The organism is Prochlorococcus marinus XMU1411 (genome assembly GCF_017696075.1).
GTDB classification, from domain to species: domain Bacteria; phylum Cyanobacteriota; class Cyanobacteriia; order PCC-6307; family Cyanobiaceae; genus Prochlorococcus_A; species Prochlorococcus_A marinus_V.
The window spans coordinates 300,172-322,818 of record NZ_JAAORI010000004.1; the positions used below are offsets into that span (position 1 = coordinate 300,172).

The 22,647-nt window shown below is 28.1% G+C and carries 35 protein-coding genes and 1 tRNA gene; 22 read left to right on the forward strand and 14 right to left on the reverse strand.

Annotation, left to right across the window (positions count from 1 at the left end):
• Window positions 1-97: 97 nt before the first annotated feature.
• The 6 genes from HA145_RS07665 (at window position 98) to HA145_RS07690 (ending at window position 3,054) form a co-directional block, all read left to right on the forward strand.
• The gene (locus HA145_RS07665) at window positions 98-664 is read left to right on the forward strand and encodes a hypothetical protein (protein WP_209128593.1); all 567 of its coding nucleotides are present in this window, start codon (window positions 98-100) and stop codon (window positions 662-664) included.
• The gene (locus tag HA145_RS07670; protein ID WP_209128594.1) at window positions 665-1,456 is read left to right on the forward strand and encodes a photosystem II S4 domain protein; all 792 of its coding nucleotides are present in this window, start codon (window positions 665-667) and stop codon (window positions 1,454-1,456) included. It abuts the gene before it with no gap.
• A 49-nt stretch (window positions 1,457-1,505) separates the two neighbouring features.
• Window positions 1,506-1,577, forward strand: a tRNA-Val gene (locus HA145_RS07675).
• 67 nt (window positions 1,578-1,644) lie between these two features.
• Entirely contained in the window at window positions 1,645-2,262 is a 618-nt protein-coding gene (locus tag HA145_RS07680) for a methyltransferase family protein (protein WP_209128595.1), read from the forward strand.
• Entirely contained in the window at window positions 2,255-2,806 is a 552-nt protein-coding gene (locus HA145_RS07685) for a pyridoxamine 5'-phosphate oxidase family protein (RefSeq protein ID WP_209128596.1), read from the forward strand. Before HA145_RS07680 ends, HA145_RS07685 begins: the two co-directional genes overlap by 8 nt.
• A gap of 74 nt (window positions 2,807-2,880) precedes the next feature.
• Complete coding sequence (locus HA145_RS07690) at window positions 2,881-3,054, forward strand: hypothetical protein (protein WP_179852410.1); 174 nt, start codon at window positions 2,881-2,883, stop codon at window positions 3,052-3,054.
• Here HA145_RS07690 and HA145_RS07695 read toward each other — a convergent pair.
• Window positions 3,046-3,597, reverse strand: a complete 552-nt coding sequence (locus tag HA145_RS07695; protein WP_209128597.1) for a DoxX family protein — start codon at window positions 3,595-3,597, stop codon at window positions 3,046-3,048. The two genes, HA145_RS07690 and HA145_RS07695, sit on opposite strands and share 9 nt — an antisense overlap.
• 135 nt (window positions 3,598-3,732) lie before the next feature.
• A complete protein-coding gene (locus HA145_RS07700; protein WP_209128598.1) occupies window positions 3,733-4,887 on the reverse strand; it encodes an FAD-binding domain-containing protein in 1,155 nt (384 codons plus the stop codon).
• A 276-nt stretch (window positions 4,888-5,163) separates the two neighbouring features.
• On the opposite strand from HA145_RS07700, the gene HA145_RS07705 reads away from it, so the two are divergent.
• Both HA145_RS07705 and HA145_RS07710 read left to right on the forward strand, forming a co-directional pair.
• On the forward strand, window positions 5,164-5,913 hold the full coding sequence (locus HA145_RS07705; RefSeq protein WP_209128599.1) for an NAD-dependent DNA ligase: 750 nt from the start codon (window positions 5,164-5,166) through the stop codon (window positions 5,911-5,913).
• A gap of 108 nt (window positions 5,914-6,021) precedes the next feature.
• Window positions 6,022-6,951, forward strand: coding sequence for an oxidoreductase (locus tag HA145_RS07710; protein ID WP_209128600.1), 930 nt, complete (start codon window positions 6,022-6,024; stop codon window positions 6,949-6,951).
• Here HA145_RS07710 and HA145_RS07715 read toward each other — a convergent pair.
• A complete protein-coding gene (locus tag HA145_RS07715; RefSeq protein WP_209128601.1) occupies window positions 6,946-7,212 on the reverse strand; it encodes a hypothetical protein in 267 nt (88 codons plus the stop codon). The two genes, HA145_RS07710 and HA145_RS07715, sit on opposite strands and share 6 nt — an antisense overlap.
• 52 nt (window positions 7,213-7,264) lie before the next feature.
• Between HA145_RS07715 and murD the strand changes: the two genes are divergently transcribed.
• Window positions 7,265-8,710 (forward strand): UDP-N-acetylmuramoyl-L-alanine--D-glutamate ligase, encoded by a 1,446-nt coding sequence (murD, locus tag HA145_RS07720; protein WP_245151828.1) that lies wholly within the window; start codon window positions 7,265-7,267, stop codon window positions 8,708-8,710.
• 120 nt (window positions 8,711-8,830) lie between these two features.
• Window positions 8,831-9,145, forward strand: coding sequence for an MATH domain-containing protein (locus tag HA145_RS07725; RefSeq protein WP_209128602.1), 315 nt, complete (start codon window positions 8,831-8,833; stop codon window positions 9,143-9,145).
• 14 nt (window positions 9,146-9,159) lie between these two features.
• Here HA145_RS07725 and HA145_RS07730 read toward each other — a convergent pair whose 3' ends face one another.
• The 6 genes from HA145_RS07730 to HA145_RS07750 all read right to left on the reverse strand — a co-directional run bounded on the left by HA145_RS07730 (window position 9,160) and on the right by HA145_RS07750 (window position 13,395).
• Complete coding sequence (locus HA145_RS07730) at window positions 9,160-9,891, reverse strand: pirin family protein (protein ID WP_209128603.1); 732 nt, start codon at window positions 9,889-9,891, stop codon at window positions 9,160-9,162.
• A gap of 87 nt (window positions 9,892-9,978) precedes the next feature.
• On the reverse strand, window positions 9,979-10,107 hold the full coding sequence (locus HA145_RS09645) for a hypothetical protein (RefSeq protein ID WP_011863480.1): 129 nt from the start codon (window positions 10,105-10,107) through the stop codon (window positions 9,979-9,981).
• 83 nt (window positions 10,108-10,190) lie between these two features.
• A complete protein-coding gene (locus tag HA145_RS07735; protein WP_209128604.1) occupies window positions 10,191-10,727 on the reverse strand; it encodes a DUF1643 domain-containing protein in 537 nt (178 codons plus the stop codon).
• Entirely contained in the window at window positions 10,724-11,209 is a 486-nt protein-coding gene (locus HA145_RS07740; protein WP_011863482.1) for a DUF2214 family protein, read from the reverse strand. Before HA145_RS07740 ends, HA145_RS07735 begins: the two co-directional genes overlap by 4 nt.
• Before the next feature lie 87 nt (window positions 11,210-11,296).
• Entirely contained in the window at window positions 11,297-12,046 is a 750-nt protein-coding gene (locus HA145_RS07745; protein ID WP_012008249.1) for a GAF domain-containing protein, read from the reverse strand.
• Window positions 12,047-12,162: 116 nt separating this feature from the next.
• The gene (locus HA145_RS07750; RefSeq protein ID WP_209128605.1) at window positions 12,163-13,395 is read right to left on the reverse strand and encodes an NAD(P)/FAD-dependent oxidoreductase; all 1,233 of its coding nucleotides are present in this window, start codon (window positions 13,393-13,395) and stop codon (window positions 12,163-12,165) included.
• Between the two features lie 184 nt (window positions 13,396-13,579).
• Between HA145_RS07750 and HA145_RS07755 the strand changes: the two genes are divergently transcribed.
• Entirely contained in the window at window positions 13,580-13,816 is a 237-nt protein-coding gene (locus tag HA145_RS07755) for a hypothetical protein (protein ID WP_025946337.1), read from the forward strand.
• 140 nt (window positions 13,817-13,956) lie between these two features.
• Window positions 13,957-14,829, forward strand: coding sequence for an EamA family transporter (locus HA145_RS07760; RefSeq protein ID WP_209128606.1), 873 nt, complete (start codon window positions 13,957-13,959; stop codon window positions 14,827-14,829).
• 197 nt (window positions 14,830-15,026) lie between these two features.
• Here HA145_RS07760 and HA145_RS09650 read toward each other — a convergent pair whose 3' ends face one another.
• Window positions 15,027-15,161, reverse strand: coding sequence for a hypothetical protein (locus tag HA145_RS09650; RefSeq protein WP_012008254.1), 135 nt, complete (start codon window positions 15,159-15,161; stop codon window positions 15,027-15,029).
• A gap of 120 nt (window positions 15,162-15,281) precedes the next feature.
• Here HA145_RS09650 and HA145_RS09590 point away from each other — a divergent pair, with 120 nt between their 5' ends.
• On the forward strand, window positions 15,282-15,557 hold the full coding sequence (locus HA145_RS09590; RefSeq protein WP_209128607.1) for a cupin domain-containing protein: 276 nt from the start codon (window positions 15,282-15,284) through the stop codon (window positions 15,555-15,557).
• Window positions 15,558-15,648: 91 nt separating this feature from the next.
• Window positions 15,649-15,819 (forward strand): hypothetical protein, encoded by a 171-nt coding sequence (locus HA145_RS07770; RefSeq protein ID WP_011863490.1) that lies wholly within the window; start codon window positions 15,649-15,651, stop codon window positions 15,817-15,819.
• 63 nt (window positions 15,820-15,882) lie between these two features.
• Here the strand turns inward: HA145_RS07770 and HA145_RS09655 are convergent, their stop codons facing one another.
• Window positions 15,883-16,014 carry a hypothetical protein gene (locus tag HA145_RS09655; protein WP_257008698.1) on the reverse strand — a complete coding sequence of 44 codons (132 nt, stop codon included), beginning with the start codon at window positions 16,012-16,014 and terminating at the stop codon, window positions 15,883-15,885.
• A 281-nt stretch (window positions 16,015-16,295) separates the two neighbouring features.
• Between HA145_RS09655 and HA145_RS07780 the strand changes: the two genes are divergently transcribed.
• From HA145_RS07780 to HA145_RS07790, 3 genes are all read left to right on the forward strand, one after another.
• On the forward strand, window positions 16,296-16,478 hold the full coding sequence (locus HA145_RS07780) for a hypothetical protein (RefSeq protein ID WP_209128608.1): 183 nt from the start codon (window positions 16,296-16,298) through the stop codon (window positions 16,476-16,478).
• Between the two features lie 620 nt (window positions 16,479-17,098).
• Window positions 17,099-17,263 (forward strand): hypothetical protein, encoded by a 165-nt coding sequence (locus HA145_RS07785; RefSeq protein ID WP_209128609.1) that lies wholly within the window; start codon window positions 17,099-17,101, stop codon window positions 17,261-17,263.
• A gap of 69 nt (window positions 17,264-17,332) precedes the next feature.
• A complete protein-coding gene (locus HA145_RS07790) occupies window positions 17,333-17,668 on the forward strand; it encodes a DUF805 domain-containing protein (protein WP_209128610.1) in 336 nt (111 codons plus the stop codon).
• 11 nt (window positions 17,669-17,679) lie between these two features.
• Here the strand turns inward: HA145_RS07790 and HA145_RS07795 are convergent, their stop codons facing one another.
• Window positions 17,680-17,997: a restriction endonuclease subunit S gene (locus HA145_RS07795; protein WP_209128611.1), complete on the reverse strand. Its 318-nt coding sequence runs from the start codon at window positions 17,995-17,997 to the stop codon at window positions 17,680-17,682.
• Window positions 17,998-18,207: 210 nt separating this feature from the next.
• Between HA145_RS07795 and HA145_RS07800 the strand changes: the two genes are divergently transcribed.
• The 3 genes from HA145_RS07800 (at window position 18,208) to HA145_RS07810 (ending at window position 19,852) form a co-directional block, all read left to right on the forward strand.
• Window positions 18,208-18,345: a hypothetical protein gene (locus HA145_RS07800; RefSeq protein WP_209128663.1), complete on the forward strand. Its 138-nt coding sequence runs from the start codon at window positions 18,208-18,210 to the stop codon at window positions 18,343-18,345.
• A gap of 161 nt (window positions 18,346-18,506) precedes the next feature.
• Window positions 18,507-18,662 (forward strand): hypothetical protein, encoded by a 156-nt coding sequence (locus tag HA145_RS07805; protein WP_209128612.1) that lies wholly within the window; start codon window positions 18,507-18,509, stop codon window positions 18,660-18,662.
• A gap of 83 nt (window positions 18,663-18,745) precedes the next feature.
• The gene (locus HA145_RS07810) at window positions 18,746-19,852 is read left to right on the forward strand and encodes a fatty acid desaturase (protein ID WP_209128613.1); all 1,107 of its coding nucleotides are present in this window, start codon (window positions 18,746-18,748) and stop codon (window positions 19,850-19,852) included.
• 3 nt (window positions 19,853-19,855) lie between these two features.
• Here the strand turns inward: HA145_RS07810 and HA145_RS07815 are convergent, their stop codons facing one another.
• The gene (locus tag HA145_RS07815; protein ID WP_209128614.1) at window positions 19,856-20,008 is read right to left on the reverse strand and encodes a hypothetical protein; all 153 of its coding nucleotides are present in this window, start codon (window positions 20,006-20,008) and stop codon (window positions 19,856-19,858) included.
• A gap of 429 nt (window positions 20,009-20,437) precedes the next feature.
• On the opposite strand from HA145_RS07815, the gene HA145_RS07820 reads away from it, so the two are divergent.
• On the forward strand, window positions 20,438-20,599 hold the full coding sequence (locus HA145_RS07820; RefSeq protein WP_209128664.1) for a hypothetical protein: 162 nt from the start codon (window positions 20,438-20,440) through the stop codon (window positions 20,597-20,599).
• 123 nt (window positions 20,600-20,722) lie between these two features.
• Here the strand turns inward: HA145_RS07820 and HA145_RS07825 are convergent, their stop codons facing one another.
• The gene (locus HA145_RS07825; RefSeq protein WP_209128615.1) at window positions 20,723-20,863 is read right to left on the reverse strand and encodes a hypothetical protein; all 141 of its coding nucleotides are present in this window, start codon (window positions 20,861-20,863) and stop codon (window positions 20,723-20,725) included.
• A 564-nt stretch (window positions 20,864-21,427) separates the two neighbouring features.
• Between HA145_RS07825 and HA145_RS07830 the strand changes: the two genes are divergently transcribed.
• Window positions 21,428-22,594 (forward strand): fatty acid desaturase, encoded by a 1,167-nt coding sequence (locus HA145_RS07830; protein ID WP_209128616.1) that lies wholly within the window; start codon window positions 21,428-21,430, stop codon window positions 22,592-22,594.
• Window positions 22,595-22,647: the final 53 nt, after the last annotated feature.

Genomic DNA, 22,647 nt, shown 5'->3' on the forward strand with positions numbered 1-22,647 from the left:
AAGATTGGTTCTTTAATCTTTTACTTTAACTTAATCTATAGTGTATGTATCTTAATTTATTAATTTGAATAACACACAAACATTTGAGGATTGAAATTTGACAAAAAGTATTGTGATATTTGAAGACATTGACAAATGTGTGCAGCTATTTGATGTTTTCAAAGAAAAATCAGTAATTCTCTCTGAAGCTATTTTGATCCCACCAATAAGTGAGAAAATATCATCAGACGAAACAGAATTGCTAAATTCGAAAGCAAATATCCTATTCAAATCTCAAAATTTTGAAGATATAAGAATCTTAAATCCTAAACTTGATAGAAAGATCAGACAAAAAGATATGAGTAGATGGCTAATGCCATTTGGGTTTATAGCTGGAATAGCTTTTTCTAATATGACAAATTTATCTACCTTCAGTTTTCTTCGTTTAAATAACATCGGTGAATCATTAATTGGAGGTCTTTTAGGAATGGGTTCAGGATATTTAGGAAGCATTGTTTCTTCTGCAAGTATCAACATCAATAGAAATAAAGAGTTAAGAACAATTATTAATTTTAATAAAGAGGGTAAATGGCTTGTTCTACTTGAAAATCAAATTGGAACTGAATTACCTTGGGCTTTGATAAAACAATCACAAGCAAAAGATATAATTTTTTTAGAAGGCTAAATGATTGACTTAAAAGAATTATTAATAAATTCAAACTATAAAAAAGAAACTGAAGAATTAATAAATATTGCTAACTTAGCTTACAAACACTGGGAAACTTATTGGACTGGGTTTAATTCAACTTATGTTTGCGAAGAGATACTAAAAGATTTTGAAAATTTAAATGATTTCAAATTTTTTATTTATGGAGGATTCAGCTCTTCTCAAAGATCTAGAATAGCTTGCTTTAGAGGAGATAATATTCCTGAAGAGGATGCGATAAAAAGTAATTTTCCAGCACAAGGGATAAAAATTATTGGCAATTTTTTATTTGATAATGCTACACAAGACGACTTTAGATCCCTCTTAATTGAGAATGGGGTAAATAAAAAAAAAATAGGAGATATATGGACTACTGGCGATAGGGGAGCACAAGGGATAATTGATAACTTAGACTTTAACTATTTAAATGAAGAGTTTTTTTATTTGAGAGACGTAAAAGTAAAAATTAATTTAGTTGATATAAATGAATTACAAATACCTTCTGGAAGATCAAAAAAACTTGTCAATACAGTAGAAGCTTCAACAAGATTAGATGCTATAGCCTCAGCTGGCTTTAGGGTATCAAGAACCAAAATCATTGAAAGGATAGAAAATGGAATGCTCACATTAAATGGAAGCAAAGTTAATAAGCCAACTATTCATCTAAAAATTGGCGACAAACTAGAACTTGAAAATAAAGGATTTATCGAAATTATAAATTTAGAAATAACCAAAAGAGAAAGATGGAAAGTTAAATTACTTAGAAAATGAAACGCAACCTGCTATTTTCTTATAAGGGGAATTAAAAATTCTTCAATTTGGGCGATTAGCTCAGTGGTAGAGCACTACCTCGACACGGTAGTGGCCACTGGTTCGAATCCAGTATCGCCCATTAAAACTTTTGATGACCTAGGTTATATCCACAAAAAATAATTTCATTTTTTAGATTATTAAAAAAGATGAAACTTAATCAAATAATTAATCTACATAAGGGCCTCACTGCATTTGTAGTTGTAGGTCTTATGATTTTTTTTGATAATTTTACGATCGCTCCGTACGTTTATTTAGCTCTGCATGGTACTTATGGATTCCTTTGGCTTCTAAAAGAAAAGATATTCCCAGATCCTTATTTTAAAGAAAAAATCAATTTTTTAACTTCAGTTACTGGTTTTATTTTCCTTGGAAGTTACTGGGTAGCTCCCTACATTCTTATCTCATCACAGAAATCTGTTCCAAATATCGTAATAGCTGCATCTGTATCTATAAATATAATTGGTGTATTTTTACACTTTGCTAGTGATGCCCAAAAATATTTTTCTCTTAAATTAAAAAAAGATCTAATTAAAGAAGGATTTTTCAAAAATATTAGGAATACAAATTATCTAGGAGAAATACTGATTTATCTATCATTCGCTATACTTTCAATGAGTTTCATACCACTAGTAATTCTTGCAATATTTTTCTCTATAGTTTTTCTACCAAGAATGATAAAAAAAGATAAATCGCTCTCAAAATATGATTCATTCGAAGAATACAAAAAGAAAAGTGGTCTTATATTGCCAAAATTAAATGCCTAATAACAACTTACCCAGTTGGAGGCAAGATTTAAAATCTTCTAGAAAAAAAGAGGGCAAATCACCCTCTAATAGATGGATACAGCTAGCAACAGTCAGCGAAGAAAATGAGCCAAGATTAAGAACTGTTGTTTTCAGAGGATGGCATAAAGATAGTTCAATGATTATTTTTACAGATAAAAGAAGTGAAAAAATTGGGCATTTAAAATCTAACCCTAATGCAGAAATATTATGGTTCTTTTTGAAAACCAAGTCACAATATAGATTCAAAGGAAAAATAAGTGAATTAAGTGATAACAAAAATTATTGGGATTTATTATCAGAAAAATCAAAATCTTCTTGGTTTTGGGGATCTCCTGGAGAGAAAATAAATCCAAAAGTCCAATCTACTTATGAAATATTATCCAATCTACCCAAGTCAGAAAATTTTGTAGTTCTAAATTTTGAAATCGATTCAGTAGATCTTCTTAAATTAAAACAGCCTGTTCATAAACGATATCTTTGGGAAAAGATTAATAAATGGGAAAAAGTTGAAATTAATCCTTAAATATTTCTAAATTGTATATTTAGGTTGAAAAACATATACTGATCAGTCAGTTTTAAAAAAGAAGTATTATTCATATGAATTTCTCAGAAATTCCTGAAAACCCTTTTATTTTTTTATCTTGGGTTACTGCTATAGGACTGTTTATAAGTCTTTCTGAAGCAACTATTAAGATTAAACTCGAGAAGAGAAACAGTTATCGCAAAAGGTTAGAGCTAATAAATAACCTTTATCCTAAAAAGTTAGCTTGAAGTATCCGAGAGTATGTTTGCTTGCAGAAATTGAAACAAACCGCCTTTACTTGTTTCTTGTTTAACTTCAACTTTCTTAGAAGATTTTGATTTTGTTGAAGGTATAATTTCGGCTTCATCTTCCGATTTCAAAATTCTGATAATGACTTCATCTAGAGAGAAATTACCAGGTCCTGTTAATGCAATTGAAGTTGCTGAAGCGAAATATAAAAGTAAAAGCTCTAGTAAAAAAATATTAAAACCTGAAGTAACAAGTGCGTGATATATAGCTACAGAAATTGTTCCAACAATTGCCAATGCTCCGAATCTTGTGGCCAAGCCGATAATTAATAACCAACTACCACCTATTTCTGAGAATGCAGCTATGTATGATAAAAATATTGGGAATGGGAGATGTAATGGTCTTACAAAAGCATCAGCAAAATTTTCTATATTTGCTAATTTCTCATAACCGTGATGAATAAGAACAGTTCCAGTTATAACTCTAAGAATTAATAAAGCAGTATCTTTGCTAAACGACTTGGTAAGAATTGTTGAAAGCACTATAAAAAAATTATCCTTAAGTAAAAATAACTAGTCACAGTATCCATCGTGGATTAAAGAGCAAAAGTCGCACCTAAATAAGTATTTATACTTACGTACCAAAGGGGTTTTTTTCTGATTAGGAATTCAACTAAGTTAAAAATTATTTTTTGAAAAATTTTCTAATATTCTCTGATTTATTTTTGGAATATTTTCTTTAAATTTAAAAAACCCTCTTTTAGCAAATTTCCAAGCAAATAAATCTTCATCCCTTACAAGATTAAAAATTTTTTTATGGTGTAAATTTTTAAACTCAGTTATGAAATCATAATTTTCTCCCACTCCAGGATAAATAATGTCTATTTCGTTAGTATTTTTAAAAGTATTTTCCAATGAATAAGGATCAATCTGTTCAACATTATCAAACTGCTCTACAAATTCAGAGACCAAATCTTGTTTAAATTTCAAAACAGATTCAGACAATTTAATTTGTCTTTGTTCATTTTTTAAAAGAATAATAAATACTTTTTTGTAGCTTGGAAGTAAATTTTTAAGGGTTGCAAGGTGCAAATCATTTTCAAACATAATCAGATTATCTGATTTAGGATCCATATCATTTTTATAAATCTCATCTTCAAATGGTATTTGGTTAGATTCTTCAAGAAAAATTTGTTGATTACTTATTTTTTCTACATTAAATCTATTATTTGAAAACTTTCGGAGGTTTGATGATGAAAAAAGATATTGTTTTCCCTTCGTTTGCAATCCTCCGACCCATCTCCAGCTAAGGAGATTAGATGAAGCATCTCCATCAAAAAGATATTTAAAGAAAAACTTTGCTCCCAATTGCCATGGGAGGCCTAAATTAAATATCCAAGTACTTGCAAACCACATTCTTGTATGGTTATGCAAATAGTTATACTGCTTTAATTCATGGACCCAAGAATTAAAAAAATCTAATTCTGTATTGCCATTAATTGCACTTTCATATAGCTCATAATCAAAATCAAGATTGTTTTCTAAAATAAAATTTCTCCAAACTTTAGGTCTATTTTCCATCCACCCTTTCCAATAAACTCTCCAAAATATTTCTTCAACAAATTTAGTTGAATTTTTGATTTTGTACTTACTTTTAATATCATGGATCAGATCATATTCGGATAATATTCTATGAGTAATGAAAGGCGATAATTTTGAAACTGAACTTTCGTTATTTGGCCCAAAATCAAAATTTCTTAATTTTGCATAATCATTGATTTTGTATTTTGCAAAATTTTCCCAGGTATTTTGAGCTTTTAATAAAAATGACATTTTCTCATAACTTTAAAAAATTTTTTTTTGTATTGATAGAAATTTCAAAAATTTTCCTTCAAATTAATCCTTAAATTTTCTATTTCACTTTTAAGTAAATATGTTTGGTTGAAGTATTTAATTTAAACGCCTTATAAGTACATTTTATACTCTTAAATCACTCTCTGCGTAGGAGGATATTTAGTGGTCAATTACTTTTTAGATCTAATTTTAATTTTCAAATCTTCATTTAAATGATTTTTTCTAAAAGATTTTTAAATATTTATCAAAATTATTATGAATAATTTATTAGTGAGAAATGTTAAGTATATAGATGAACAATACAGAATAGGTGAAGGCATAATTTCGGATGATGCATTTAAGCAACTTGAAAAGCTCTTTATTCCTGTTGATCCAGAGCCTGACTACTTTAATCAAAAAAATAATAAACTTTTGCCAAAATTAGCCAAAGAAAACTATAAAGAATTTTTGGAAAGTTTATTAACAAAAACAAGATTAAGCATTCAACCAAAAATTGATGGCTGTGCTATTGCAATTAGATATGTAGATGGCAAGTTTAATAAAGCTATTACAAAAAAAGGATTTGATGTCTCAAGCAAAATTAAACAAATTAAAAATGTCCCCGATTGTATTCCTATCAAACGAGATTTTCAAATTAGAGGTGAACTATACGCTACAAACCAAGTTGCCGGCATTTCCAAAAGAATTACGAGAAAATACCTCAATGATAAAAATGGGATTGGAGAAAGTCTCCGCTTTTGCTGTTTCCAAATACTTAATGGAAGACTTAATCAATACGAAACCCTTAACTATCTTAAAAAATGTGGCTTCAGCACCCCTGACAGTTACTTCACAAATAATACAAGCGAAATCCAAATATATAAAAAAACTTGGTTAGAGAAAAAAATATTTGCGAAATATCCAACTAATGGGATAGTTATAAAAATAAATAGTAGGAAATTACAGTTACTGAGAGAGAAAAGTTTATCTCAAAATAAGGAATGGCAATATGCAATTGAAAAATAATATTAAATAGTACCTTCAAAAAGAGCTCACGATACTGACTTCCAGTATTTACAGTGGAAGAATAATTAAATTTTGGTTAAATTCCAAAGCAATTTGCAGGATTACTAAATGACTGCCACTATTTCTAGACCTAAAATCTCTAACTGGGAAACATCTAATATTCCAAACCTTACAGGCAAAACAGCTCTAATTACTGGTGCGAATAGTGGTCTTGGATACTACACTGCAAAGGCCTTTGCAGAAAAAAATGCTCATGTTGTTATAGCTTGTAGATCGCTTGAAAAAGCTAAACAAACTATCAAAAAACTCAAAGGTTTTAATCCTGAAGGATTATTTACACCTTTAGAATTAGATTTGTCAGATTTAAACAATATTGTTCAAGTTCAGTCCAAAATTTTTGATAATTTTGAAAATTTGGATTTACTAATCAATAATGCAGGCATTATGCATCCGCCTAAAACTCTTAGTGCCCAGGGATATGAAATACAATTTGCAGTTAATCATCTAGCTCACATGCTTTTGACCCTAAAGCTACTTCCAATTATTGAAAAAAAAGAAGAATCTAGAATAGTGACGGTTACTTCTGGAGCACAATTTTTTGGCAAAGTTGGTTGGAAAAATCTTAAAGCTGAGAACTATTACAACAAATGGGAATCTTACTCTAATAGCAAATTGGCAAATGTAATGTTTGCTTTGGAACTAAATGAAAACTTAAAGCACAAAAATATACTTTCTTTAGCTGCTCACCCAGGAATTGCAAAAACAAATCTCTTTACTGCTCAAAAACCTAACCCTAGTCCATTAGAAATTTTCTCCTTGGAATTATTTAGCCCTATTTTTCAAACTGCTGAGATGGGTGCTTTACCTCAACTTTTCGCAGCTACTTCACCAGATGCAAAAGGCGGTGACCATTATGGTCCTAGATTTAATTTCAGAGGTCATCCAAAACTATCCCCTACTTCTCCTTTCGCTATGAATAAAAAAGAAAGAAAAAATTTATGGGAAAAAAGCCTTGAAATACTTAGTAACTTCTTATAAATTTTTCATTTTTACTAACTTTAGAAAATACTTCAAGATATGTAATTCACTCTCTGAGAGTTTCATAAATTCTGTTAAGGCATCATAATTTTTTTCATCAATTTTTTTTGACAATTTAATAAAACTATCATGGTTTTCATTAACAAAGCGCTCAGCAATCTGAGACGGAGTTAAACCCTGTTCAATTAATTCACCTGGAGCATTTTTCTCCCACTTTTCATAAAACCAGGAGAACCAATATTTTGAAGTATTTTCTTCCATTAATTAAATTTTCTTTGGCAAATTCTATAAATACATAAGAAAGATCTCATAATTGAATTACCCCTTAAACACAATTAATATAAATGCAATTATTAATTTAATGATAGATAATCATTCTAGTAAAGAAAATATTAATCTTGTAATTGGATTAGGTAAATCTGGATTTTGGGCTGCCAAGTATTTGAGAAGCATCAATAAGAGAGTAATTGTTTGGGAAAGTAAAGATGGGATAGAATTCTTAGAAAGAAAAACAGAATTAGAAGAGCTTAATATACTAGTTTCTCTGAATAAAGAATTTGTATTTGAAGAAATTCAACCTTTTGTAAAAGAGATCGAATCTGTTGTTGTAAGTCCATCAATACCTTATGACCACATAACTATTATTGAATTAAAAAAAAAGGGAATTAAAGTAATTGGAGAAATTAATGTTGCATGGGAAATTTTAAAAGACACAAATTGGATAGGTATTACTGGCACTAATGGCAAGACTACTGTTACTCATCTATTAAGCCATATACTCTGTGATACTGGATTATATGCTCCTTTTGCTGGAAATATTGGTACACCTTTATGTAAATATGCTCACTCCAAAAAACATGAAAAAATTGATTGGGTTGTAGCTGAATTAAGCAGTTATCAAATAGAAATATCTCCAGAAGTAAAACCTAATATTGGAATATGGACAACCTTCACAGAAGATCATCTTGAAAGACATAAAACACTTGAAAACTATTTCAACATAAAAAAAAGCTTGCTAGAAAAATCTGATTTTAGAATTTATAATTATGACGATAAAAACCTAAGAGATCACTACGGTTCGCTATCAAAAGGGCTTTGGATAACAACTAGTTTCTATAAATCAAATATTATTCAATGCGATTATTGGATAGATGATCAAGCATACATTGTTGAGAGAGGACAGAAATTATTCAAACTTGAACATTTTTCTTTAAAAGGAATGCATAATCTACAAAATCTTTTATTGGCAATTGCAGCAGCAAGAAAAGTTGGATTATCTGGGAAGAAGATTAAAGATTCTTTATCTAATTACAAACAATTACCCCATAGGATGGAAACAATTTATAAAAATAAGGATCTGGAAATAATTAATGATAGTAAAGCTACAAATTTTGACTCTTCTATTGCAGGAATAAGTTCAATTGAAGGTCAAATAATAGTCATTGCTGGGGGTAGATTAAAAGGGAATGAATATAGTGAGTGGATAAAAGTTTTAAAGAAAAAAGTTAAATGTGTTTTCCTTTTCGGAGAAAGCTCAAAAGTCCTAAAAATGGCGCTTATTAATGAAGGATTTAAAAAAAATATTTTTGAATTTTCAGAACTAAAAGAGCTTTTAAATTTTGTTTTTCATTATTTACAAAATAATAAGGTTGGAACATTATTATTCTCACCTTCATGCTCTAGTTTTGATCAATTTAAAAATTACGAAGAGCGTGGAGATTATTTCAAGAAACTAATAAGTGAAAAAATTAAAGGTTAGTAAATCCATTTTTTGTTCAAGTATCATTTCGTAATTTTCAGGTCGGTCATCACAACCGTCTCCCCTCTAGCAAATATTCACTTATTTAGTTAGATTTTGACTATAAATTAACTACTAGCAATGAGTGAATCTAACAATTTACCTCAAGCAATAAGCCATAAAAAATTAAGTAACTTGATGCTTAAAGCACAAAAGGATTCTCATTTTTCTGACGAATTAGCAGAAATAGAAAGCCCCGAACAAAGAGAATTTGAAGAGTTAATAAACAATTGGGAAGCTTCAACTAAGAAGGTAGTTAATGAGTTATCAAAAAGAAAAGATAATTTACTAAAAGATAAATCACCAAATTCCTTAATTGCTCTTGGTGCTATGGAAGTTCATCTCAACATGGCTTTGCAAGCCTTAAATGCATTTAATAAAGGGGTTGATGGGTAAAATTAAAATATAAATTATAAGTAAGGCATCGAAAATAAGAGAAAATCTAGTTCTTTTTCAGTATCTATAGAGACATCATCATAATAATCAACTTCAAAACCCAAGCCATCTCCAGATTCGAGACATACATTTAGATTAGAGTCTTTACTTTTTAATAAAAGATTACCTTCTATTATTTGTATCCAATTATATTTATCGATTTTTAATGGCAATTTTTTTTCTTTAATTGGCTTATATTTACAACGCCATAAAGAGATACTTTGATTTAGAAAAAGCTTATTATTTTTACCGTCTTTGTAATTAAAAATAAGATTATCCCACAACTCTTCATTTAATGAAATTTGATCATATCGGGGTTTGATATTTTCTTTTTGAGGGTATATCCAAATCTGGAACAACTTACAGGTCTCATTTTCTTCATTCTTCTCGCTATGAGAGATTCCAGTACCTGCAGACATAACTTGTACTTCATCTTTGTGAATTTTTCCAAGATTATCTAACGAGTCTCTATGAGTTATTGCTCCTTTTGTTACAACAGTAATTATTTCCATATTTGCATGAGAATGTGTATTAAATCCTGCATGAGGAGAAATAATATCTTCGTTTATAACTCTAATTTTCCCAAAATTATCCCATTTTGGATCTCTATGTTCTGCGAAAGAAAATGAATGCCTCGAATTTAGCCATTCTCTAGTCGATCTAAATCTTTCTTGAGATTTCCTTATTTTAATTATTTTCAAAGACATAAATACTAAGAAATAAATATGGTGTATTTGTGTAAATTAAATATTTTTGAAAATTATAAATTATTAATAAGTGAAATTACTTTTTATTTATTTGTTAATTTTGCTTTGTGCTTTATTTGCTTTATTAATTATTTTTTTTGCTTCTTCTCTTGTCGAACATTTTTCTGCCTCAACGTTTAAGTTTTTTAGTTTATTTAATTGCTTTGAAATTTTCATACAAGTTTAAATTACCAAGTAGAAATTAACACATATTTAATGGAATAGCTAAAAATATTAGGTTTGCATTTGAACCTTAGTACCTAAAAATAAGATTGGAGGATGGAATTATCTGAACAATATAAAGGATGTATTGGATTATCTTTGATTGTTTTTTTAATAAAAAGCGGTCCAAGAGAGTTATCAAAATTATTTTTCCTAATTAAATTATATTGCATTATTTTTTTTGCTATTTTTTTATTTCTATTTAGAAATTTCCCTTTATTTCCCCAACCTAACCATAAATCACAATTTTTATCTTCAGACCAGTGTTTTAAGTTTTTATAAATATGATTGTTGTTTAGATAACCTACAGGGTTTTTGTGATTAAAAAGTTTCTCTGGTTTGCTTGAAATAAGAGCAAATAGATTGATTAATTTTACTTTGCCGTAATTATTATTTTTAGAAATTTTGATTATCTTTTTTGTTGTATTATCTAAGAAATCTTCATCCGATAATGAGGGATTTAGACCAATAAAGATAATTTCCTTTGTAGATTTAGAAATCTTATAACTTAGACTCCATCTATATAATTTGTTAGCACTTATTAAACAATTTCTTTCTAGAAATAAATTTCTCAACCTAAACCTACACCTCTAGCCATAAGAGTGGCAAACAAGGGTATTGTTGCAAAGCCAACTAATTCAGTAGTAATGATGAGTCTGAACCTCTTAACTAGATTCTCAGATATTTCAGGTAATTTATTCTTACTTAATGGAATAGCCCATAAGATATATGTTGTTGTTGGGTATAAAGAAAGTAATCCCACCAGAATGTAAAGAGAAACCTTTATCCAAAACACAGGGTTACCTGTATAGAAATCACCTCCTTGACCAAAATACTTAACACGCAAAATCCCAGTAACTAATATTGCAACTCCTGCCAAACCATAAACCACATCTGCAATTATCATTGAGATCGTCTCATTTCTATTAAGACCTACTTTGAGAGTCAATCTTTCAAACAAAAGAGAACCGAAACACAAAATAATTCCTAAATAATGAACATATGCTACTAATGCACTTTTAGCAATTTCACCTGTTAATAAAGTTCCTAATAACATGTTCAAGTCAAAATTTATACAATCCTAACCACCAAATGAAGAATTTGTTTAGAAATAAATTAATAACTTAAAAGCAAGGTATTAAATCTAAGACTCTAAATACCTTTTCTGGCCATCTTCAAAAAAATCCTTTTTATTCCATACTTCGATTACATCTGGGAAGTGTTTTTCCATACAATTATCACAAACCCCATGACTGAATCTAATATCACTAATTTTCGAAAGATATTTTTCTAAATGCATCCAATCGCCCTCCTTATTTTTCACTTCTCTGCAATATGAACATACAGATAAAATCCCTTCCTGTTTATGCAAATTAGACAATGCATCTAGCAAATTTAATGACTTTTTTCTAAGCTCTAAAAATGAAACTATTTGCTTGGATAATAATTCCATAATATTGAATTGTTGTGTAGTTAGATTTCCTGGCTTTCTATCTATTACACAAAGAGTTCCAAGCTTATTACCATCACTATTTCTAAGGGGAAAACCTGCATAAAAACGAATCTTTGGGTCTCCAGTTACCAATGGATTATTTATAAATCTTTCATCTTGGAAAGCATCATGAATAATTAATGGACTATTTTCTTTTATTGCATGTGTACAAAAAGACCAATCCCTTCTAGTTTCTGATATTTGAAGTCCTATTTTGGATTTAAACCATTGTTTATCTTTGTCTACCAAAGTCATTAAAGAAATAGGCACATTACAGGTTGTAGCCGCAATTTTTGTAATATCGTCATAACATGATTCTGGCTTGGTTCCCAAAATCCTATATTCTGCTAAAGCTTTTAATCTTCTTTCCTCTTCTTCTTTTTTTGATACAAGATTCTGCATTAATCTTCACCAATAATTAAAACTTTAAAATTAAAGTTTCTTCAAAAAACTTTTTCCCTCTAATACTTAATAAAAAAAAGATAAACTTATTGATTTGTTACTTATTGATTAGTTACTTAATGTTTTAACTTTGACACTGCCATCCCAGCAATCCATCCACTTGTCCAACAATGTTGGAAATTAAATCCACCTGTGATCCCATCAACATCTAAAATTTCTCCAGAAAAAAATAATCCTGGACAAATTAAGCTCTCCATACTTTTAAAATTCACTTCATTAACTTTTACGCCTCCAGAAGTAACAAATTCCTCTCCAAATGGTCCTTTGCCCGAAATTATATATTTGTCCTTCATTAGAATATTTATCATTTTCTCTCTTTCATCCGCTAGTAAATCAGCCCACTTTTTCTCTTTATCAATACCTATTTTATTTAATAAAAAAATCCATAATCTTTTTGTTAATAGTGGAACAGGTCTACTGTTAATTAGATTAACCTTCCCTTTATTTAATCTTAAATATTTAACTTTTTCTTCTAACTCCTCATAACTTAAAGCAGACCATTTAATGATTAGATTAAATTTATATTTTTTGCTATAAAGTTCCCTTGCTGCAATTGATGAAAGTTTTAATACTGCTGGTCCACTAAAACCCCAATGAGTTATTAGTAAATCGCCTCTATTTTGAAAATTCTTATTATTTAATTCAATTTCTATATCTATTCCCTTTATCGATACCCCACTACATTCATCCAAATTTGGTTCTTTTGTAGAAAAAGTAAAAAGCGATGGCACAGGTTTAACAATATTATGTCCAAGATTTTGAGCTAATTTATATCCGCTTGGATTACCTCCAGTTGAAAGAATAATATTTTTTGAAGCTACCTTTGCTTTCTTAAGACTAAAAATATTGAATATATTATCTGGAGTTTTTGAAATTTCTTTTACAAAAAATTTTGTTAATATTTCTACGTTTTTTGATAAAGCACTTTTTCTCAAACAATCAATAACATCTGAAGAAGAATTAGACACTGGGAATACTCTTAGATCTTCCTCAATTTTTAATTTTAACCCTTTTTTCTCAAACCAATCGTATACATCTCCAGCAGCAAAACGATTAAATGATTCCAAGAGCTTAATTCCACCTCTCGGGTAATTCTCAATTAGTTCATTCGGTATCCATGTCGCATTAGTGACGTTACATCTTCCCCCTCCACTAATCCTTACTTTCTCCATAAGTTTTGAAGTGCCTTCAAGAATTATTATTCTTTTAACTCCATTTTCAGCAGCAGTTATTGCTGTCATGAAACCTGCTGCACCGCCTCCAATAACTGCCAAATCAAAAGGTTCCAAAAACTTATTATTTATTATGCTTCAATCTGATAATAGCAAGGAGTTACAAAGAAAAATTACTCCAAAAACCATAAAAAATAAATAAAAAACTTAAAAACTACATAACAAATAGCTGCAATTCAATAATTTTTAAATTTCTAAAAAAATCAACGCAGTCGTTATTTTTATGCTTTAACTTGATTAAATGAGTCTAATATTTTCTTACGTTAAATATTCTGAGGCCAGTTTTCCTATGACTGGTCAATATACTGCTCTTCTTTTAATAACTTCTGTTATTTGGGTTCTACTTTGGTTTGGATATAGACAAAATAAGATAAATGATGAGATCAAGAAAAAAGAAAAAGAAGAAAGAATTAATGCGAAAGTTCAAAGAAGAAAGAAGTTAGAGAGTTTGTACCCTACAAATAAAAAAACTGTTTAAAATTGATTATTTTAGAAAATATGACAAAAAATAATTTCAAATCACTAATTCAGTACTTACCAGGGATTTTGATTCTTATTTATGTATTCTTTTTAGCATTTACTCAATTTATAAAATAAAATTTCTAAAAATTATTCGTTTTGATTGGAATCCTTTCTGCTTTTGGAGCTGCTACATCTTGGACATATGCGTGCTTTATTTGGCGCGCGCAAACTCAAAAATATAAATCAATAGATATTAATTTAACAAAAAATATAATAGCTTTTTTAATTTTTATACCTGCTTTTATCAATCTAAGTTCTACAACTACATTAAAAAACATATTTATACTACTAATTAGTGGAATAATAGGTATTGGTTTAGGTGATACTTTCTATTTAAAGTCACTACAAACAATTGGTACAAGAAAAACTTTATCTATAGAAACTCTTTCTCCGTTAATGGCAGCTTTGTCAGGAGAATTTTTTATTAATGAAAATTTAACAACTAAATCATGGGTTGGAATAATTATAGTAACGATTGCGCTATTCATAATTCTAAGAAAAGGTAGCGATTTTAAAGAGGAAAACTCATCTTTCTCAGAAAAAAATAACTTTAAGATTTTTGCTTTTCCTTTTTTATCAGTTTTATGTGCTGTTCTTGGAGGTCTTTTATCAAGGATGGTTTTCCTTCAAAGCAATTTATCTCCTTTCCTTACAACTGAAATAAGATTATTAGGTGCAATAATTTTTTTGATTAGTCTAAAAGGATTTAAGATTAATTTTTTCTTAAAAAACATAGAAAAAAAACAAAAAAAAAAATTTTTGCTTTCAATACTTCTTGGAACAAATATAGGAATATTGCTACAACAAGTTGTTTTTAAAACCCTTCCCATAGGAGTAGGATGGGCTTTATTAAGCACATCTCCAGTAATTTCCTTATTTTTTGCTAAGAATGAGGAAAGAGAAATTACCAAAAAAATAATATTTTTTACTTGTTTTTTATTTTTTGGCTTGACACTAATAATTCTTTAATCTCAGTGTTAATGTAAAAAATACTCATGTTAATAGAAATCAGATTAAATAAAATTAGCCTATAAACACTCAGAACCAATGAAAATTTTAAAGAAAAAAAGACTCGGCACAATGGAGGTTTATGTAATTTTTCTAAGCTGTATTTATGCAGGCTTTATAGGTTATAAATCTCTCTTAAATGTATTATTTACTTGAAATTAATTAATTCTTTCTAATGATTTAATCAACTTACCTCCATCTTGGTCATCATCATCGTTAGAAGCAAAAAATAAAAAAAATATCCCTAGAGAAGCTATAGATAGCGAAATTGACAATACAGAAAGCTCATCCATAAATTAGAAATTTTTTTTATGATAAACGAAAAAAAATAAAAGACAGTAAAGAAATACACATTCTAGAAAATAAGAATTTCTTTTATTTGTAAAATAAAAAAATATATCCGAACTATTTTCGTGAAAGTTCTAATATCTTCCCCCTGTAGTGCAAGCGTAATAATTCAGTATGGAATAAAAAGTTGGCCTATTTGGGAATGTGAGCCAAGCAAATTTCAATGGAATTACGATGATAGGGAAATTTGCTTAATTATTGAAGGTCAAGCGAAAATAAGTACCCAAAACGGTGACATTTACGAGATTAAAGCTGGAGATCTTGTTGAGTTTCCTGCTGGACTTAACTGCGAATGGGAAGTAACCAAAAGTATTAAAAAACATTATCGATTGGGTAGCTAAATTTAAGAAAAAAGATTTTTTCTTCTTTACTGTTAAGACAATGTAGATAAAATATGGTTAATAAATAATTTTCAAGAAGGAAACTAATATTATGCCTTTTACTGATCAAGAATATTTTGAGGTTATTGAAAAAAACGAAATAGTAAAAAAGGCTTTTGAAAATATTAAGCAAATTTGCATTGATTTACAAAAACAAACAAATTGTCCTGAAGAGGATCTAAAAGATTTTCTTGAATTTATTTCTAAACAATGGAATAAGTAATAATTAACAAGCCTTTTAAAAACTAAATTAAAATTTCAATTTAGTTTTCTGACACAATAAGTTCTAATCTAATTCCTTTTTTGGTTTTGTATTGATACTGGAAGTTCCCTTAGCAGCAGAAACGAAGAAAAAGAAGCCTACAATTCCTGAGATACCAAATATCGCAGCCAAAGGATCAAAAGTAAAAGAAAACATAGAATTTATAAAATCAAGATAAATAATAGTTTTTGAATCAAAATTGTACAATTATTGTTAAGTATAAAAAATAACAATCGCGCGATTCATTATGTCATTATTAGTTTCTCAGTAGGTTTAAGAAAATTATTATTCAAATTGATTTTAAGAATTAAAATATCAATACATACCAAAGATCTATTCGTAGGACAGAAAAAGTTTTTAAAGAATATTTATAGAAATATTGAATCCCCCTGCCCTAAGGATCCACAATTATTGTTTCTTTAGATTAGTATCAATCTATGACAGAATTTTACACAGCTTCTTCCTCAGTAAGTCCTATTACGGCGATATTATGGTGTCTTTACCCAATAGCTGTTCTTGTAATTATTGAGTTACTTCTTGGAGGCGGGTTTGATGATGACAATAACGACGATCAAGATGGTGGAATGTTGATACCTGCCTACTCTAAATCAAACGTTTGAAAATATATTAAATTTTAAATTACAAACTTTTAAAAAAGTCCAGTAAATTGACTATTAATTTCGATACAACTCTTTTTTCCCTAATAATACTAACTATTCTTATTATATTTTCTCTTTCCTCGCTTGTCTTAAGGACCCTCAAAGAAGGTAGAAAGGCTTTAACAGAAATTAATAAGGATAGATTATAAATATCACAAATAAAATTTAACAATATAGTAATTTTCCCTAAATTTATTAAAAACTTAGATTTATAAGTTTTAAAACTAAAAAATATATTCCCTATATATAAAAACTTTTCCTTATAAAAGTTTTGGGAAATCATAAAAAACTCAAATAAATACTAGAATTTGTATGATTACTAAGTTAAACAATTACCAATCCATTGATATACCTTTTTTGTGAAAGGCCTTCTATTAGTAATTACTTTAATAAATAAACATGCACCTAAATTCTTTACTTTATATTTGCTCTATATCTTTATTCATTTATATAATGGCTTTATTTTGGAGAGACTTACCAAATCAAAAAAAGTAAATAAATAAATAATTAATATTAATTTTGTTGCTTATCAAAATAAATTTAGTTATTAATTTAATATTGGATTTCATTTTTTTACATAAATGCTGAAAGAATCTTTAAATAACAATAATAAAAATATATTCCCAGAATCTACGAGTATTGCAAAAGAAAAGATGATTTGCAAAGACGGATTCTGTTCATTACCAAATCAAGATGAGATCGCAAAAAAAGATTCAAATGATATGAATTTATTTGATCCTATTTAGTAAATAAATAACATTTTGATAAATTGAAGATTAAATTGAGAATGGTAAATTCATTAAATTTTTTAATTAATGCTTAATAAGCTTTTAAATTCATATAAAGAGTTTTGGATTAAAGCTACAGAATTTAACGGATTCACATCTCGATCGGACTGGTGGTTAGTTCAATTAGCGAATTTTATAATTTCTTTCCTAACTATCCCAATATTTTTAAAAACTTTTGGTTTCAACGCTTATGGAATAGTTTGTATCATTCCTCAAATAGCTATTGATATTAGAAGAATCAGAGATTTTGGAAAAGATTGGAAATGGATCTTTATTAATTTAATACCTATCTTCGGGTGGATCTTGTGGTTTATCTGGTTAGGCTTTGGCAAGACTGGTAAAGGAAAAAATAAACTTATATAGAAATTAACTTTTTAATTTTTTCTTTTTTTAAAATCTACATATCTTATCTTATTTCTTAACTCTATTTGTTTTTCAAGCATTCTAAACACATGCATCTCGCATTCGGTTAATTTAAGAAACTGATCGAGTGTATCTTTATCTTCCTCATCAAAATTCTCGAAAACTTCTGAGATAGCAATCTTATTAAGAGAAATAAAATCCTCTGCGACATCTAGTGGGTTCTTACCTGAGTCGAAATCCTGAAAAGCTTCATAAGAATTAAGTTCTCTCGTTAACCATTTAAACCATGGTTCATTTTTATTATATTTTTTATTAATGATTTTTTTCATGAAAAAATATTTACTAGTTTAATCATTATTAGTTATTCATTCTTTGACAGCTGTAAAATTACTTATTTTTAAAATTAATTAAATATAAACCTTATTTATTTTTTGAAAAAATAAATAAATTAATTACCTATAAAACATGGTAAAGAATAAGTATTTATCATTCATTGTTTTGTTTATAAGATAGTTAGGATTGAATTTTATTGAAGAACATTGTCAATTCCATTTTATGACTTACCTACATCTCCAATTTTAATAATTGGTGCTCTTGGTATTGCAGTAAGAATAGCAGTTTTTTTTGTTTCTTATCAGAAATATTTTAGTTCGCCTTTAAACAAAGAACTTCCATAGAAAAAAAGACTTAATTAAGGAACAAAAACTATAAATTAAAGATTAAAAAAAATAGAACAAGATTTAAAAAATTTATAAAAATTACTTTTTTATAGATGACTTAATAATCTCGAATTCAAGATCTTAATTTTTTAATCGAGAATTATGGTCTATAAGGAGTTATGGATAAAGATCATCTTATTGAGTTAATTTCTAATAGCCTGCTTTACGATAGTAAAGACTCTGAATCAACTAGGAATCTTAGTGATTTTAAAAATTACTTAGAAAGGTTAAATCTAGAACAATTGAGAACTATGTCTAAAGAATTTATTCTTTAGTATGATGTAAAAAAATATTTTATTATCTATAAAATAATCAATACTTTTTAGAATTATTATTTCACAATATAAATTAGAGAAATATGCCCAAAGTTAATAGAAGTAGTTTTTTAATAAAGCCATTTCTAAAAAGAAATAATTTTAGAGCTTTCTTGCAAATTGCTTCTACCATATTCCCCATAATTTGTATTTGGTTAATTGTCTACCAAATACTAAATCAACCTTTTTCATCATTGATAAAAGGTTTTTTACTGATACCTATCATTTTTCTTCTAACTCTATTCTCATCTAGAACATTCTCATTAATGCATGATTGTGGTCATAATTCTCTTTTTGCAAAACGGAAATTAAACCGCTTTTTTGGATTTTTACTTGGCTTAGTTAATGGAATTCCCCATAAGTCATGGTCTATTGATCATGCATTTCATCATAGAAATAATGGGAATTGGGAAATTTACAAAGGTCCGATAGATGTTTTAAGTCTTGAAGAATATAATAAACTTACAAAAAGAGAGCAAATATTTTATAAAGTAACTCGAAACTGGTTGATGCTTTTCCCTGGCGGTTTTTTTTACTTAGTTTTAAAACCTAGATTAGGACTTATTATTATTATTTTTAATTTCACTAAAGATGTATTGGAAGAGATTTTTATCAAAATAAAAAACAGAGAAATTTCTAAACTTTTAGCTATAAATTCAAGAGTCAAACCACCTTTTTCTGATTATGGAGATAATTTTAGTGAACTATGTGAATTAATTATCAATAACATAATAGTAATAATAGGGTGGTTTTTTATGTGTAAATGGTTGGGGTTAGTTTTTTTCTTATCATTTTATTCATTGGTATTAACCTTATCAGCAGCAATTTTAATATGTGTTTTTTTCGTTCAACATAACTATGAAAATGCATATGCTAAAAATTCAAAAAATTGGGATATTATTGATGGAGCGATTTTAGGTAGTAGTAATTTAGATATCCCTAATTGGCTAAATTGGTTTTTAGCAGACATATCCTTCCACAGTATCCATCATCTTTGTGAGAGAATACCAAATTACAACTTACGTGCTTGTCATAAAGCAAATATTCATTTACTCCAAAAATCAAAGTTCTTAAAATTAACAGATTTTCCAAACTGCTTCAAATATATTATTTGGGATAATAAAAATGAAAAATTAATTCCAATAAGTTAATACCTAATTCAACCTTCTTCTCAATTTTCTTTTTAGTGGAATACTGCTATATGCATGAGTACCAATAGATGGAGGCAAGTCATTCTTTAAAGGATGCATAAATGCATTTGCCATACTCTCTAACATTTTCGAAAGCCAATTAATTACTGAGTTCATGTGAAAATCTAAAAGTGTACCTTTATATCATCTAACTAAATTTTTGAAAAGTAAATCAGTCTTTATGCTGATTTTTTTAAAGATTGCCTTATAAAATAATTCTAAATAGTAAAATTTATTATTTCCTTTTATCTTTTAAAAAAGACTATAACTGCTTTTTTAAAGGTAAATCCAAGTACAATATAGATTTAGTAAATAATACTTATTTTTTCTAATTCACTTAATAAATCAAATAATTGAAGATAATTTCGTGCTATATCTCTATTCCAAATAAATCTAACAATATTATGAATGATTCATTTGCTTCTACCAATCAGAATACAGAAATAGATTCTATTAATTCATATTTTGAGTGTATTACTGAATGCAGCATTGTAGATGGTCATAAAGAATGTATTACTCGTTGTTTAGAAATTCATTTAAAGGGGGGTGATCAAAATTAATAAAAAAAATTCACCACAAAGAAAAACAACTTTAAAATGGAACTCGAATGGAGAGCTTTCGGAAATTGATATGTTAAGAATTTTAGAAAAGATATCATCTGATGATCTCAATCAATGTGAATTAACGTGTGATTATGATCAATTTTGAAATTAATTATTTCTATATTTTTTAAAAATTATTAATTACGCAAAAAATTTTGATATTAATCTCATAAAAATATTTCTATTAAAATTTATAAAATTTTCGTAAGATCATTATTTTTTTTTCAAATTAATTTTCAAAAAGCCTATCTTTTTTTAAGAAAATTTTACTAATTTCTTTTTTTGTTAGTTGAATCGGTTTTACTAAACCTGAATCGCCATGAGTTGGACAATAATAAGTCATAAGCATCCACTTTTTTTCTTGATCCATAAGTAATCTTTAATCTGAATAATTATCAAGTAAATAGGACGAATTATGAAAAAGCTGATGTTTTTTAATCTTTTTTTCTTTTTTACTTAATAATTTATAAAATTTTGAATCTATTCTCACTAAATAGATATAAATACGCATGACTTTTAAAAAAAATCCTGCTATCTATAAATAAATTCAAAATTATTCATGTCTTTAGAATCTATATTGATGGTAGTCGCTCCAATTTGTCTTTTTACAGTAGGAGTCATTGTTTTGCCTATTCTAGTAAAGCCACGTAAACAATCTGGTTTACCTAAAAGGTATATACGCGGTCTTTAAATTAATTAAGCTTTAAAGAAGAGCAAAGATAATCAGCATAAAAAAGAATTAAATAGATAAAAAAAGATTGTAATTAAAGAGAAAAAAAATGTAAGACACAATAATTTTATTTGAAGATGAAATTAAAATCGTAAAAACTTTATCGAAAGAAAATTTATAAATTCTTTTCATTATGAGATCCTGTGATGGATAATAAGATATATAAATTCACTTTTATTTAACAAAATTATTAACAAAAAAAATTTGAGTAATATAAAATTTTCAGGTCTCAAAGGCCAAGCGCTTGTAATAGAGGATCAAGATATTCCAAGCATAAAAGAATTTCAGGATGTTATCCCAGATCACTATTTTAAGTGCAATACCAAAACTTCTCTGAGGTATCTTTTACAATCATCTTTAATCCAATTATTAGTAGTTGGGATAGGTTTATCTATTCCATTCACCTCAAAAATGATCCCAATTTGGATTATTTACGCATTACTATCTGGTACCACTGCAATGGGATTCTGGGTAATTGCCCATGAATGTGGGCATGGAGCATTCTCTAAAAACAAGACATTGGAATCTATAACTGGTTATTTACTACATTCATTACTTCTAGTACCTTATTTTTCTTGGCAGCGTTCTCATGCAATTCATCATCGATTCACAAATAACATAACTTATGGAGAAACTCACGTCCCTTTAGTTATTAAAGGAAATGGAGTTACAGAAAAAGTTGGAGGAGTGAAAGAATTACATTTTTCAAATTCTTTAGGTAAGAAAAATTACGGAATTCTTCAACTTGTTTTACATCTAATATTTGGCTGGCCTGCTTATTTACTTACGGGAAGTACAGGAGGTGTTAAATATGGAACTTCAAATCATTTTTGGCCAATTAAACCATTTTCTAAAGCATTATGGCCATCAATATGGGCCAAGAAAGTTTGGATATCAAATATTGGTGTAGGTTTAACATTATTAGGCATTATTTATTTAGTTTTCAAGTATGGATTATTTCCAGTAATTGCTCTCTATTTTGGTCCTTTATTAGTGGTTAATTGTTGGTTAGTAGTTTATACATGGCTTCATCATACAGATTCAGATGTACCTCATCTTTCAAATACGGAATTTTCCTTTATGAGAGGCGCATTTCTATCTATTGACAGGCCTTACGGTAGAATACTTAATTTTCTTCACCATAATATAGGTTCTAGCCATGTCGTTCATCATGTATGTCCAACGATCCCTCACTACCATGCAAAAAAGGCAACTGTCTTAATTAAAAAAGCCTTTAAAAAAGCATATCTTTTTAATCCTGATCCAATACACAAAGCTCTATGGAATATTGCTTGCAACTGCATTGCTGTTAAGTCAGACATTAAGAGAGGAAGATATATATGGCAATCTTCATACAAAATGGTGGATTAAAAACACAATAAGCCTCAATTCTTTATCACATTAATTTACACAAATCTGAAAAG